The 14,229-nt window shown below is 43.6% G+C and carries 11 protein-coding genes; 2 read left to right on the top strand and 9 right to left on the bottom strand.

Translation table 11 applies throughout. The features are described from left to right. Positions 1–8: 8 nt before the first annotated feature. The 7 genes from BSQ33_RS06055 to BSQ33_RS06085 all read right to left on the bottom strand — a co-directional run bounded on the left by BSQ33_RS06055 (position 9) and on the right by BSQ33_RS06085 (position 7,718). Complete coding sequence (locus BSQ33_RS06055; RefSeq protein WP_088133651.1) at positions 9–332, bottom strand: DUF202 domain-containing protein; 324 nt, start codon at positions 330–332, stop codon at positions 9–11. Between the two features lie 6 nt (positions 333–338). After that, positions 339–683 carry a YidH family protein gene (locus BSQ33_RS06060; protein ID WP_021019342.1) on the bottom strand — a complete coding sequence of 115 codons (345 nt, stop codon included), beginning with the start codon at positions 681–683 and terminating at the stop codon, positions 339–341. A gap of 2 nt (positions 684–685) precedes the next feature. Continuing rightward, entirely contained in the window at positions 686–1,534 is an 849-nt protein-coding gene (locus BSQ33_RS06065) for a MurR/RpiR family transcriptional regulator (protein ID WP_021019341.1), read from the bottom strand. A gap of 56 nt (positions 1,535–1,590) precedes the next feature. After that, complete coding sequence (locus BSQ33_RS06070) at positions 1,591–2,433, bottom strand: hypothetical protein (protein ID WP_088133652.1); 843 nt, start codon at positions 2,431–2,433, stop codon at positions 1,591–1,593. After that, the gene (locus BSQ33_RS06075) at positions 2,433–4,196 is read right to left on the bottom strand and encodes a sulfatase (RefSeq protein WP_021019339.1); all 1,764 of its coding nucleotides are present in this window, start codon (positions 4,194–4,196) and stop codon (positions 2,433–2,435) included. The genes BSQ33_RS06070 and BSQ33_RS06075 overlap by 1 nt, the downstream gene beginning before the upstream one ends. 66 nt (positions 4,197–4,262) lie before the next feature. Beyond that, positions 4,263–5,768, bottom strand: a complete 1,506-nt coding sequence (locus BSQ33_RS06080) for a PTS transporter subunit EIIC (protein ID WP_198298160.1) — start codon at positions 5,766–5,768, stop codon at positions 4,263–4,265. 627 nt (positions 5,769–6,395) lie between these two features. Next, a complete protein-coding gene (locus BSQ33_RS06085; protein WP_021019337.1) occupies positions 6,396–7,718 on the bottom strand; it encodes a methyl-accepting chemotaxis protein in 1,323 nt (440 codons plus the stop codon). A gap of 405 nt (positions 7,719–8,123) precedes the next feature. On the opposite strand from BSQ33_RS06085, the gene BSQ33_RS06090 reads away from it, so the two are divergent. Together BSQ33_RS06090 and BSQ33_RS06095 are read left to right on the top strand one after the other, a co-directional pair. Beyond that, positions 8,124–9,971: a M3 family metallopeptidase gene (locus BSQ33_RS06090; protein ID WP_088133653.1), complete on the top strand. Its 1,848-nt coding sequence runs from the start codon at positions 8,124–8,126 to the stop codon at positions 9,969–9,971. Positions 9,972–10,348: 377 nt separating this feature from the next. Then, entirely contained in the window at positions 10,349–10,558 is a 210-nt protein-coding gene (locus tag BSQ33_RS06095; protein WP_021019335.1) for a cold-shock protein, read from the top strand. 687 nt (positions 10,559–11,245) lie between these two features. Here BSQ33_RS06095 and glmS read toward each other — a convergent pair. After that, complete coding sequence (glmS, locus tag BSQ33_RS06100) at positions 11,246–13,078, bottom strand: glutamine--fructose-6-phosphate transaminase (isomerizing) (protein WP_088133654.1); 1,833 nt, start codon at positions 13,076–13,078, stop codon at positions 11,246–11,248. 80 nt (positions 13,079–13,158) lie between these two features. Then, a complete protein-coding gene (locus BSQ33_RS06105) occupies positions 13,159–13,929 on the bottom strand; it encodes a DeoR/GlpR family DNA-binding transcription regulator (RefSeq protein WP_088133655.1) in 771 nt (256 codons plus the stop codon). Positions 13,930–14,229 lie beyond the last annotated feature (300 nt).

The raw sequence follows: 14,229 nt of genomic DNA on the forward strand, positions 1-14,229 counted from the left end.
AACTGGGTTTATGACGGTATAAAACGTAAGCAAATGTTTAGCGCATAGAATAAAGCCGCAAAGACCAATACCACGCTAAGCCCCTGTTTTTGAATGATGAACGGCCCATAAGAGGAAGCAGAGGTTCCTTTAATATTCCGGCTCAGTTCAATGGATGTGAATAAACTGAATAGCATGGTGCTGATCAGTAGAAAAACGGCAATGACTACAAGCAGAGCGTTGGATGATAATAAACCAATGCGACAAATGGCCGCGACGATCACTATCGACGACAACAGCGTTCTCCACCATGACAATAACGTCCGTTCATATTGAAGACCGGGCTTTTCCATAACCACCTACCCAGCCACGATGAACAACATCAGCACGAGTGAGATCAATCCAAAAATAAGACTGACGACTTTCATTATCCACGGATAATTCAGTGGCTCTTGACTGCGCATCGCTCGCTCATTCTGGGCCCATCTTGTATAGGCCCAGCCGGCAATCACCGCAGAAAACCCACATAGCGTTACAGACAATGCGATTCTGAGTCCCGGCGTGGCTAAATCCAATGACAGTTGGTCAATTGCGATGGCCCCTGCGAGAATCGCAATCGCCGTACGAATCCAAGCAAGGTAAGTGCGTTCGTTCGCTAATGAGAAACGATAATCTGGATCGACACCATTTTTCTTCCAGCTCATAATTAATTAATCTTACTCCTGATATTAATTTTAGAAGACTTAACATTTTCAAAACAATGCTTCAGTGTTTCCGTATACAAGATATCTAACAAATACATTTGCGAAATCCGTGTGCCGATTGAATCCCCTTGGTAAAGTTCACCTTGTGAGCTATTTTGCAGCACAATATGCGATAATTTACCGATGGTAGAGTTCGCATTTTGCGTGATCGCGACAATGGTTGAGCCATTCTGCTGAGCGGTTTGGGCCGCTTTAATCATATCTTCGCTTTCTCCGGAGTGAGAAATCACCACGACAAAATCATCGGGTTTAGTATATTGAATTTTATAGTACATCGTGTGCTTTTCGTTAAAGCTATTGGCATCAAAACCAATCCGGTTAAACTTATACCCTGCCTCAATCGCTGATAATCCTGAGCCACCGAGTCCAATAAAAAACAGACGATTGGCTTTTTCTAATGCGTCTACCGCTTGCTGCAAAGACTCGGTCACGAGCAGTGCCTTCGTATCCCGAACACTATAGTTAATGATGGATTCAACTTTCTCGACCGTGCTTTCTAAATCATCTTCAATATAAATGTCTGGAGAAATGGCCCGTTTTTCACCTTGAGAAGAAATCATCAGCTCTTTGTGTAACTGCGCCTTGAATTCTTGATAGCCTAATGCACTGTACTTCTGACAAAAACGGATGACAGAAGCATCACTCACACCCGTAGAAGTTGAAAACTCACGAGCTGATGCTCTAACAAAATAGCTTGGATTTTCTATAATTTTATCAACGATCAAAGACTCTGCTTTTGTCATCGAAAAGCGAGAATTTTTAAGTTGTAGTAATAAAGGAGAAGGAGGCATAAAAAGTATCTCTCATGTTTCATGCAACCATCTTACCATATGAAATGTAGCATACACTACATTAGCTTAATCTTACTAACCGTCGAAAACCTTTCTCCCGATGCCAGCCTGATGATGCCGGGTTTGTCAGTGAGCGCTAAAGTATCTTGACTTGAAGGCGCGGTAATGCCGAAACACGGCTCGATACAGATAAACTCACACGCAGGCTTCTTCCAAATCACAAGATAAGGCACATCAGGAAATGCTAGACCTAACGCTTTCATCCCATCTTTTATAACGATGCATTGCGCTTGAGGCTCCCGGATATAAATCGCACCTCTGGAAAAATCAACATCGGACAGGGACAAAGACAATCCCATATCTAAGTGCGGCTGCGAAACAAAATCAACAAAGCCCTGATTGCCATAGCAATAATGCTGCGGCGAATCTTCAAAGATTAAATCGGCATCATGACTGGCGGAAAAAGCCGGATGAAATCCGAGAGAAAACAGCAGTGCCTCTTCCCGATCATTAACCACATCAAAGCGAACGTTGACGGTGTCTTTGTCTAAGGTGTAACTCACGGATAAATCAAAACCATATGGGTAAACCAGGCGACTTTGTTCGCTATCGCGCAACCCTAAAACGACACGGTTTGAATCATGAGCTCTCAATTCAAACCGTGAGTTTCGGGCAAACCCATGGCGGGGCAGTGTATAAGTCTGCCCCTTCGTTTGGTACTGACCATCAGGCAGATTGCCAACAATCGGAAAGAGAATCGGCGCACGGCCCTGCCATGCATCTCCCTGCCACAAAAGCTCTTCATGACGGGTCTTAGACCAGATAGATACAAGTTCAGCACCCAACTGATTGATGCGGACACGCAGAGACTCATTTTCGATACCGTAGGTCGTTGCCATTAGTCATATCTCATGGCTAGATTGAGCTGATAAATGGCTTTTTTCAGTAACTCATCCTGATACAAAATTCTGGCTAGCTCATAGACACGTTCAGGCGTAATTTGCTCGTTGTCATCAATGTGTGCTAATAAGTTCTGCTTATCTTGTGCTGGGTTATCGGAAATATGTCCAAGGACTTCTAACCCTTCGGCGACACAATGGTGGCTTAGATTATAATTTTGATAAGCAGAAAGCTGATACTGCTCAAATTGGATCTTTTCCTGGCGAATGTTCTGAAGTGTTAGATCCTCCAGAGCGTAGCGTTGATATAGCTCATCAGGCGCTTCATTCTCAATCAACAAGGCTTTAATTTTCTCCAGCAGAGAGAGCGCTAACTCATCATTATCAAGCGGATGAATTTGCTCTGGATCCGCGTCAATATCAAATAGCTTGTCACCAAATCGATATGAATTGGTGTAATTAACCGACGTTGGAATTCTCAACACTGGCGTCTCATTGGTAAACGCAAATCCGTCACACAATGTCGCTCCTTTTAACTGCGCTTGAGTAAAACGACTATCAATTGCCGTTGGCATCAGGGTGTACTCATACTGAGAATTGTGACGTTCTTTCGGTGAACGCATATAAACGTATTGACCATCCGTGATGTTGAGGTGAGCACCATAATAACCGTATAACGCATGTGAACGGATGGGCTGATTATCACGTAATGCAGAATAAAAAGAACGGCCATGCATATGCGGGGGAACGTCATGACCAAAGAAATCCAGTAATGTGGCAGGTATATCAATCAACTGCCCCAAGAAGTCTGTTTTCACATCTTTTAACTTCAAACGTGGATCCCAATAGAAAAATGGCGTATGTGCGACTTCTTCATATAAAGGCATGATATTTTTGCCCCACCAGTCATGCTCTCCTAACAAGAATCCATGATCAGTACAAACCATCAACATGGTATCGTCCCAAAGCTGATGGTCGTCAAACATATCTAAGACTTTACCAAGATAGTCATCACACATCGTCAGTAATGCTTTATAGAATTTTTGAATCAGTTGCTGTTTCTCTGCGGAATCCGTATTGGCGTTGTAGTACATCCAACCATTGAAGTCAGACTGGGTACACCCATACATCTGTAGATATTTTTCCGGCACAAAGAAGGGTTCATGAGGATCGAAACATTCGAGTTGTAAGAACCAATTATCCTGATCCAAGTTAGTCCTGATGAAGGACAATCCCTCTTCAATCGTCCGGCTTAGCGTATGCTCCAGCTCGGTTTTCATGTACTCACGATTGATCATATCTTGCGCAATGCGTCTTTTGCGCCGTTCCACAACAACTTGCTGCTCTTGCCCTTCGGCATCATAGACAACTTCGGGTTTCTCAACGTGTCCTTTCCAAGCATCGCCTTCCTGACCACGAATGAATTCAAAAGTCGTATAACGCGTATGGTAAGTTGCCCCGCCATCACGCCAATAATGTTTATGATCAGTAACGAGATGCGTATGAATTTTATTTTTAGCTAAATATTCAGGCATTGAAAAATCAAAAGGTTCGATAGGCCCCCAGCTACGATGAAGGAAATTGTACCTGCCAGTGTGCATGTCCCTTCTCGCAGGCATACATGGCATGCTGCCAACGAAAAACTTATCAAACTGAACGGTTTTTTTGGCTAAACGTTCAAAGTTCGGTGTAATGGCATCACCACCATATGTTGATAGATGATGACGCGTTAACGTATCAAACATTAATACAACTGCTTTCATTTTTTACCCTTGCTCATCTCAATGAAAAGAATGGAAAGGATGGTGCGGTATACACCATCCGTCTCACTAAGCGCTGTGAATCATATATTCATCGAGTTGATTTTTAATGACGGTTACCTGAGGTCCAAATATAACCTGGATCCCATTATCTTGAATGACGGTCGCTAATGCGCCATAAGATTTAAATTTCTCATCCTGTACAAGGCTTGCGTCTTTTACATTGACACGGAGTCGTGTCGCACAGCAATCTAAATCCAGAATGTTGTCTTTGCCACCGAATGCCTGAATGATGCCTTTTAGCTTCTCGTCACCCGTCACAGAACTTCCTTCACTGGCATCGTCTTCTACATCATCTCGGCGTCCCGGTGTATTCAGATCTTTCCAAGTAATCAATGTTCTAAAGACTAAATAATAATATGTGAACATGAAGGCACCAACAGGGAACATCAGTAAATAGTTCGTTTTATCATTGCCTTGCATAATACCAAACAGCGTAAAGTCAATTGCGCCACCAGAGAATGTCATCCCCACGGTGATATCAAGCATATGACAAAGCATAAATGCTAAACCGACACCGATAACGTGGAACACGTATAGAATTGGGGCGGTAAATAAGAAGATGAATTCCAGTGGCTCAGTGATACCGGTAATAAAAGAAGTCAGTGCAGCTGACAATAAAATCCCAGCGACTTTCTTACGATTTTCCGGTTTTGCACAATGGTACATAGCCAAAGCTGCACCTGGCATACCAAACATAAAGTCAGCAAAGCGACCTGACATGAACCGAGAAACACCTTCAAAATATTTCACTGTATGAGGGTCTGCGAGCTGAGCAAAGAAGATGTTCTGTGTGCCTTGCACCAATTGACCATTCACGACCGCTTCACCACCAACACTGGTAAACCAGAACGGCATATAGAAAATATGGTGAAGACCTAAAGGAAGCAGTGTTTTCAGGATTGCACCAAATGCAAACGTTCCTGCATACCCCGTCGTTTCAACTAAGCTTCCCAGACCTGAAATACCTTGCTGAAAAAACGGCCAGAAGAAGTATAAGAACACACCGAGAAAAATAGACGCGAATGAAGCGACGATAGGAACAAAACGTGAGCCACTAAAAAATGCTAATAAAGAATGGAGTTCGGCTTTGTAGTATTTCCCATGAACAACGGCAACCAATATACCGCATAAAATGCCACCTAAAACACCGGTTTGTAAGGTCTGAGTTCCTAACACTACCGCTTGACCGGCTTCTTTTAAGTTTGAAGCTTCTAAAGTCCCGGTAATAGTTAGCATCGCATTGATTGTCACATTCATAATCAAAAATGCTAATACAGCAGCCAGCCCTGCCGTGCCTTTATCCGATTTTGCTAAACCAACAGCCACACCGACACAAAACAAGAGCGACAAGTTGCCAAATACAACCGCTCCTGCACTTCTCATCAGAATAAACAGAGACTGCAAAAACTGAATATCCAACATTGGATACATTTCGATGGTATGTGGATTCGAAAATACGCCACCGATCCCGAGGAGTAGACCAGCAGCAGGCAGAACTGCAATAGGAAGCATAAATGCCTTCCCCAAGTTCTGCGCTTTTGAAAACAATTTTGAGTTTTTCATATCAGACCTTTTGTTTCGTTATGTTTTTCTCTTTATGAATGATACGTTAAAAAGTAGCGTGTGCTACATTTTATGATCAAAAAAGTGACGATTGCTACATTTATTTTTATAGAATTATCAGTAGCAATAGGTCGCGCCATGTGAGAAATCACCCATAAAGATGAGAAAAATCAATATGTTAGAATTAATAAATTACATGGGTTTGTATTAATCGCATGAATGAACATTCAGATGGGAAATAGCGATACTGCTACATCAATGACGAAACGGGTTGACCATGTATGTATAAACGGGGATCGATACAGGAAAAACGCTCAAGTGCCATGAACGTTTCCTTCATTTTTTGTACTGGGACATGTTAGGGGCTGTTGACCTTTCGTGATGGTTTTTGCAGCAATTTGTCGTGCATTTCGTCAAGGCAGGTCATGTGAAGTGTAGCGATCCGATCTACATGAACCATGACCTAACGCTGGATAAATGAGCGACAAATGCTGCCCTGAGGGGTCATCTGAACGTGTCTTGCTCTTTGTTACGGGTCATTTGCTTAGGATAACCGCCCCTAGGTTTTGCCTGACGTTATGACACATTTTTAACCTCAATCATGTTGCCGCCTGTGTGGACAGTGTTATCGATTAATCCGTCAATTTTTCTCATTTTTTCGAGCTGAGCCTGAAGTTTCAGAGATAAATCACTCAGTTCCGAGGCAGAGATGGACGTCTCTTCCGCAGATGCTGCCGTCGAGTGGACCACTTCATCAATTTCTGACATCCCCTGATTGACCTGACTCAATCCGGTCGCTTGACTTTGCGATGCATGATCGATTTCTTCGATGGTGTCGGAGATCGTTGCCACATGCTTAACAATCTCGCCCAATGCACTCACACATTTTTGTGATATTGCATTACCCTTTTCGATATTTCCTACTGATATCTGAATATACTGCGCCGACTCACTCGCAGCGGTTGAACTGCGCTCAGCAAGCTTTCTGACTTCATCGGCTACCACAGCAAAACCACGCCCCATTTCACCGGCCCGTGCAGCCTCAATGGAAGCATTCAGTGCCAGCAGATTAGTCTGAGATGCAATATCATCAATGACATTAATAATGTCACTAATTGCGCCACTTGAGCGATTAATTTCCTGCATCGCTTGCTCAAGTTCTCTTATTTCATCGGAGGCCATGGTCGCTGCTCGCTGTGCCTCAGACGAAACAGCACTGGCCTTTGAAGCACGCTCAGCATTGTCATTAGCCTGAGTAAGAATCTCATTGAGTGAGCTACCGATTTGGGTAACAGAGGCCGCTTGCTGAGTTGACCCGACGGTCAGTGCATGGCTGGCCTCATTCAGGTTTTTTGCCCCTAATGTCAGGCTTTCACTAATGGCATCCACATCTCTGTACACGGCTTTTAGCGCAACCTTTTCTGATATTTCCTGCACATATTCAACATGGCCTATCTTGTTGCCATTTAATCCACTGATGTAAAAAGAGTCGACACGAAAATCTTTTCCCCATTGGTTAAAGCCAGTGGTCTGTTTGCCTTTTCTTAAACAGGCCACCCCACAGTCTTCGGTGTTACAGATGTTTGCTCCCCAGTTTGAACAGTGCATTCCAAGGACGTTCTCACGTTTGACTCCCAGCGGATCGGTAGCAGCGCGGTTGACAAAGGTCCACTTCATATCCATATCAGTGACAGAGAGTGGATTTGGGATGGTATCGAGGATCTGCTCATAAAAGTTGAATTTCTCTCTTGCCAAACGTTCCATCTTCATCAGGCAGGCAAATACCCCCGCTACCGCGACAACCAAAATCAGTAGGTTTATGTTTTCTAGCGCGAATAGCAAGGCAACGACTATAGAGACGGTGCAGAAACCTAATGCCAGACGGTAGTATTTGTTCATATGCTTTCCTTTATCCCCGACTCTCTCGATCATTGTCGATTAAATTGTAGGTGACATTCATAGCAAAACCACTGAGAACAGGTACGAACACTGACATTCATAGCCTTGCTCACAAATTCAATATCAGGCACCTAGCTTTTACGGGCAACAAAGACTATGCGGTTATCAGGCAAAGTTATTGATTTAGTTTGTATCATAGTTAACCCTATCCCCGACCCAAATAATGACCAGCAAAACGAAGCATGTGGTGCCCCGAATCAGCTCAGTTTAGAGAACATCACTGTGCGACAAACCTTCTCCATTTCTCGGTGACTCTCGGGAGAATTTTCCCTTAAACCCTTAGTAAGATTGGTGTAGTGTGGGAATCAATTTGTTATCAAACCGTTTAATGATAAGCAGGCCCCTATGACTCCGACCGAAACACTCAATACTTTAAACCACAGCTACCTCGCAATTCATCGCAAGAAAGAGGATCTGTTCTGGTCAACCTATATGGGGACCAGTGATGCCCATGACCAATCCGCCCAAGCACAAACCGAATGGACCCATTATCTCAGTAACCCACAGAAAATTGCTGATATAAAACAAGCGATTACTGAAGCGGAAAAGCTGATTGACCCGCAGGAACGAAAATCAACACTGATCGGATTGCAAGGCTGGCTGGCGACGTTTCAGGCGCACGCTATCGAAACGCCGGAAGGTAATCAACTGAAAGAAAAACTCATCAATTTTGAAGCAGACCTGTTTGAGAAAAAGCAGCAACATGTCATGACTTATCACGATGAAAAGGGCAATAAAGTTGAAGGATCATTGCCTGTACTCAGTTCCGTGATCCGCACGAATGATCATGAGCAAGTGCGTCAGTCTGCGCATCAGGCGTTAATGGATCTGGAACAGTGGCTACTACATAACGGATTTCTGGATCTGGTGAAACTGAGAAATCAATTTGCCCGCACTCTCGGCTTTGATTCTTTCTTTGATTACTCTGTGGTAAAAACTGAGCAGATGACTTCCGAGCAGTTGTTTACCATTCTGGATGATTTTGAACAGCGTACCCGCCCAAGCCACCACAACAGTCTGGATAGCCTTGCTAAAGAGAAAGGCGAACAGGCATTACAGGCTCATAATTTCCCATTTTCGTTTGCCGGAGATGTCATGCGGCAACTGGACCCTTATGTCCCCTTTTCTCAGTCACTCCGTCGTTGGGTGGAATCATTTGGTCGTTTGAATATTGACTATTCCGGTGCAGAGTTAACCCTTGATTTGCTCGATCGTAAAGGAAAATACCAGAATGGCTTCTGCCACGGTCCAATTCCATCCTTTGTCGATCAGGGGAACTGGATTGCGGCACAGGTGAATTTTACCAGTAACGCCAAACCGGATCAGGTCGGTAGCGGTTATGACGGTATCAATACCCTGTTCCACGAAGGAGGCCACGCCGCCCATTTTGCCAATGTAAAAATGAACGCGCCCTGCTTTTCTCAGGAATTTGCCCCAACCTCGATGGCTTATGCTGAAACTCAGTCGATGTTCTGTGACAGTTTGCTGACCGATGCAGACTGGTTAAAACAGTATGCGAAAAACGCTGCTGGCGAAGCAGTACCGGATACCATCATCAAACAGATGATTGATAGCCGTCAGCCTTTTAAAGCCTACACAGAACGAAGTATTCTGGTTGTACCATACTTTGAACGGGCACTGTATCAGTTAAGTGATGACGAACTGACGCCCGAAACCGTGACTAAACTGGCGCGTGATATGGAACAGCGCATTTTAGGATTGGCATGTAGTCCCAGACCGTTAATGGCAATCCCGCATCTTTTATCTGATGAGTCAGCATGTTCGTATCAGGGCTATTTGCTAGCACATATGGCGGTGTATCAGACCCGTGCATATTTTACCCGGACATTGGGTTATTTGACTGATAATGCGGAAATTGGTCCTTTACTTGCGAAACACTACTGGTCCCAAGGCAACCATCTTTCACATAATCAGACCATTGAGAGCCTGACTGGAGAAGGATTCAATGCCAAATATATCGCTGACGCATGTAACCTTTCAGCAGAAGACGCATGGAAAATAGAGCAACAGAAAATTGCCAACTTATCTTCCCGGAAGCGCTCTGACATCGCACCGCTCAATGCCAGAATAAAAGTCGTGGATGGTGAGACAGTAATCAGTGACAACTTAGTATCTGACGAAGACTTGTGTCGTCGCTTTGAAACTTATATTGCTAAGGAATACGGTTGTTAGTGAATTGAATCTGGCTAGATTCTCTGCCGAAAGATAGGAAAATGGGCCGATAGATAGTGATACCTTTCCCTTCATCTATCTGGCCGATTTTTTGTTTGAGTATCATGTGGCTAAGTCGGATGATATCGCGTACGCAGGTTTTGCGATTTTCATCCTTAGGATAAATAAAATAAAAATAAAAATAAACCTATCTTTAATTTTTTAAACCTGTATAGTCGACCTTGCTCTGACAAAGAGTTGTTTCAAGATAAAAAATATAAAGTAAGTTTTCAGCGTTATCCCTGGCAAGTTTTTCTCTGTATCTCCCTTAATTCTCTATCCCAAAAATAATGCTTATGTTCAGTGCACCTTAATTTTAATTTTATAAGGGGCATAATATGTCTAATCAAGATATCGGTACAGTAAAGTGGTTTAATGAAACAAAAGGTTTCGGTTTCATTTCTCAAAATAATGGTGACGATCTTTTTGTTCACTTCCGAAGCATCGTTGGTGATGGGTTTAAAAAACTCATTGAAGGCGACAAGGTTTCTTTTACCATAGGTAAAGGACCGAAAGGTTTCCAAGCAGAAAATGTAATGACACTCTAGTCGTCTTACAAATTTTGGCTTCCTTATCACGCTTAAGAAAGTGATAAGGAAGTAGTCGCTCTGACCAAGCGTTGTTTCAGATAAAAAGTATAAAGCCAGTTTTTCCAGCGTCATCCTTAGCATGTTTCTCTGCAATCACCCTTCATTTTCTATCATAAAATAACACATGTTCAGTACACCTTAATTCTTAAATAAATAAGGGCATCGTATGTCTAATAAAAATATAAACTCGATGAATAGTTCTGATAAAAAAATCAAAACAAAAAAACATTCATATAATAAAAATTCAGTAAACGACTTACTTCAAAGAATAGCAAGCGGTCAAAGCGGTGTAGTTTTGGAGGTGTTATCTTGAATAATAATGGCAGAAAGAAAATTTGGTTTAAGCTTAAAAAAGAAAGATCAAATAATGAAAACCAAGTCAATGACTGATATTTGTTTTGAATATAAATCTCGTTGTAAAAACTAGAAAATATAAGCGAACACAATAGGGTTTAAAAGACTGAATTATCAGTCTATCTTTCATTGTTCCGACACACTTTAGAACATCAACATTTGAGAAAAGGCAGCGTATCGATGCGATCGCTGCCTTTTTAGTATGATACTTTAATACTCAGTATGCATCTTTATTACTTAGTATGAGACTTTATTCCTCTCCTACAATTTATTCCTCTCCGGCATCACCCCTTACTCAACGGTAACCGCTTTTGCTAAGTTACGCGGCTGATCGACGTCGGTGCCTTTAATCAGGGCAACGTGATAAGACAGGAGCTGCATTGGCACCGTGTAGAATATTGGGGCAGTGACTTCATGGACGTGGGGCATCTTGATGATTTTCATGCCTTCACTCTCTTCAAAACCGGCTTTCTCGTCAGCGAAAACATAGAGTAATCCGCCACGCGCGCGAACTTCCTCAACATTCGATTTCAGCTTTTCCAACAAATCGTTATTCGGTGCAATCACAACCACTGGCATATCGGCATCGATCAATGCGAGCGGGCCATGTTTTAACTCCCCGGCAGCATAAGCTTCCGCATGAATATAAGAGATTTCTTTGAGCTTTAATGCAGCTTCCATGGCAATCGGATAATACTCGCCACGTCCTAAGAATAAGGTGTGATTCTTATCCGCAAAATCTTCCGCCAGCGCCTCAATCGCCTTATCAAAAGCTAAAGCACTTTCAATCTGAACTGGTAGTTCGTGGATCGCATGCACAATGTCGGCTTCTTTGCCAGCATCGATATGGCCTTTCTGACGACCTAATCCGACAACCAGCATCAGCATTGCTGTTAACTGAGTGGTGAAGGCTTTGGTGGATGCAACACCGATTTCAGTACCGGCACGCGTCATAAATGCAAAATCGGATTCACGAACCAAAGAAGAGCCGGACACATTACAAATGGTCATTGCAGCCATATAGCCTTTTTCTTTCGCGATGCGTAAAGCTGCCAAGGTATCTGCGGTTTCACCTGACTGAGATAAAGTGATCAGCAAGCTGTTCGGACGAACAACAAAGTCACGGTATCGAAACTCTGATGCAATCTCGACATCACAACTGACCCCCGCCAATGACTCAAACCAATATCGGGCTGCCATTCCAGAGTTATATGAGGTGCCACAGGCAATGATCTGCACGTGTTCAACTTTGTTCAGGATCTCTTTCGCACTGCTGCCAATACTGTCGATAATGACCGAGTTATGCGTCACCCGCCCTTCCATTGTCTGTTTCAGCGCGTTCGGCTGTTCAAAAATTTCTTTTTGCATAAAGTGACGATATTGGCCTTTATCTCCCGCATCATGTTCAGCACTCGATTCGATGATCTCACGTTCAACCTGATTGCCTTGCCCATCAAAAACGCTAACGCTTCTGCGAGTAATCTCAGCAACATCCCCTTCTTCAAGGTACATAAAGCGGCGCGTGACACTTAACAAGGCCAGTTGATCTGAAGCCAAGAAGTTTTCACCGACACCAAACCCAATCACAATCGGGCTACCTGAGCGCGCCACAACCAAACGGCTTGGATCACGTCGATCAAGCACAACAGTACCGTAGGCACCTTCGAGCTGCTTGGCTGTTTTTTGCAGCGCTTCAACCAGTGATTCACTTTGGCGTAATTCCCATTCCACTAAATGGGCAATCACTTCCGTGTCGGTCTGAGACTCAAAGACATACCCACGACTTTGAAGCAGTTCTCGCAGGGCTTCATGGTTTTCAATAATACCATTGTGCACCACGGAAATATCACCAGAAACATGTGGATGAGCATTGATTTCAGAAGGCTCCCCATGCGTTGCCCAGCGTGTATGGGCAATACCGGTTCCACCGCGCACATCGGCAGCATTGACGGCCTCAGCCAACGCCTGCACTTTACCAAGGCGGCGAATCCGGGTGCAGTGGTTGTCTGCATCAACAATCGCAACACCCGCTGAATCATAACCACGGTATTCCAGACGACGTAACCCTTCGACCAATATTTCTGCGATATCACGCTGTGCCACAGCACCAACAATTCCACACATAATTTATGACTCCACTTAAATCTCAATATATCCAGCCCCGACAGAAAAGCCTCGATTCAGGCACTTTCCTGTCCGAACCCTTAATTCATTTGACTTTGTATCACTCTCACCTGGTTAGCTTCGATCATTGCCACTTGCTCATTGGTAATCTTGCTGTCGGTGACCAGTACATCGATCTGATCCCATCCCAGTTCCAGATTTGGGATCTTACGACCAATTTTGTCTGATTCAGCCATCACAATAACTTCCCGGGAAACTTCCGCCATCACCCGGCTCAGCCCCGTCAGTTCATTAAATGTCGTTGTTCCCCGAGCCAAATCAATCCCGTCACATCCGATGAATAACTGGTCAAAATCGTAAGAACGCAACACGGACTCGGCAACCTGCCCCTGAAAGGATTCAGAGTGCGGATCCCAAGTGCCTCCGGTCATTAATAATGTCGGTTCGTTTTCCAGTTCATGAAGCGCATTGGCAACCTGAAGCGTGTTCGTCATCACAACTAAGCCACGTTTTTCATTTAATTGTTGGATTAACGCTGTGGTTGTACCTCCGCTATCGATCACGATACGGTGATGATCCCGAATCAGTTTTGCGGCTTCCTGAGCAAGCGATATCTTTTGAACCGAAACATTTTTATCAAATTCATCAGCAACCACTTCTTTCGGCAACGAAATCGCGCCGCCATAACGTCTCAGTAGCAACCCATTTTTTTCCAGAGATGAGAGATCCTTGCGAATCGTGACCTCAGAGGTATGAAATCGCTCAGAAAGTAGCTCAACGCTCACCTCCCCCGTCTGGTTGACGAGTTGCACGATTTCATGACGCCTGACTTGTGTGTTTCGTTTCAGCATAGATTAAAAGACAATAAAGTTTCGATATGAAATATATAATAATCGATTCGAAACATTTCTGTCTATTTATTTCGATAATAAAAATTAATCTTTCATGCTAAAACATTGTCCTAAGACAACTCTTAGACCGTGATATTCCATTCATTCAGTGTTAGAATTCTGCTCGGCAAAAGTAAGAAAATTACAAAATTGAATGTGTACTTACTGAAAAACCACCTCGCGATGGCGAAAATACCAGAGCCTTGCGCGGTTTTTACGCAAAACAAGCGGTTGTGTGTAGTTATAAAATAACCGTTTTGT

The sequence above is a fragment of the Vibrio gazogenes genome (assembly GCF_002196515.1).
GTDB lineage: Bacteria > Pseudomonadota > Gammaproteobacteria > Enterobacterales > Vibrionaceae > Vibrio > Vibrio gazogenes_A.

Coding starts and splice junctions, on each gene's coding strand:
- BSQ33_RS06070 (WP_088133652.1), bottom strand. CDS start 2,433: ATGGCAACGACCTACGGTATCGAAAATGAGTCTCTGCGTGTCCGCATC.
- BSQ33_RS06085 (WP_021019337.1), bottom strand. CDS start 7,718: ATGAACAAATACTACCGTCTGGCATTAGGTTTCTGCACCGTCTCTATA.
- BSQ33_RS06105 (WP_088133655.1), bottom strand. CDS start 13,929: ATGCTGAAACGAAACACACAAGTCAGGCGTCATGAAATCGTGCAACTC.
- BSQ33_RS06060 (WP_021019342.1), bottom strand. CDS start 683: ATGAGCTGGAAGAAAAATGGTGTCGATCCAGATTATCGTTTCTCATTA.
- BSQ33_RS06065 (WP_021019341.1), bottom strand. CDS start 1,534: ATGCCTCCTTCTCCTTTATTACTACAACTTAAAAATTCTCGCTTTTCG.
- BSQ33_RS06080 (WP_198298160.1), bottom strand. CDS start 5,768: ATGCTTCCTATTGCAGTTCTGCCTGCTGCTGGTCTACTCCTCGGGATC.
- BSQ33_RS06055 (WP_088133651.1), bottom strand. CDS start 332: ATGGAAAAGCCCGGTCTTCAATATGAACGGACGTTATTGTCATGGTGG.
- BSQ33_RS06075 (WP_021019339.1), bottom strand. CDS start 4,196: ATGAAAGCAGTTGTATTAATGTTTGATACGTTAACGCGTCATCATCTA.
- glmS (WP_088133654.1), bottom strand. CDS start 13,078: ATGTGTGGAATTGTTGGTGCTGTGGCACAGCGTGATATCGCAGAAATA.
- BSQ33_RS06090 (WP_088133653.1), top strand. CDS start 8,124: ATGACTCCGACCGAAACACTCAATACTTTAAACCACAGCTACCTCGCA.
- BSQ33_RS06095 (WP_021019335.1), top strand. CDS start 10,349: ATGTCTAATCAAGATATCGGTACAGTAAAGTGGTTTAATGAAACAAAA.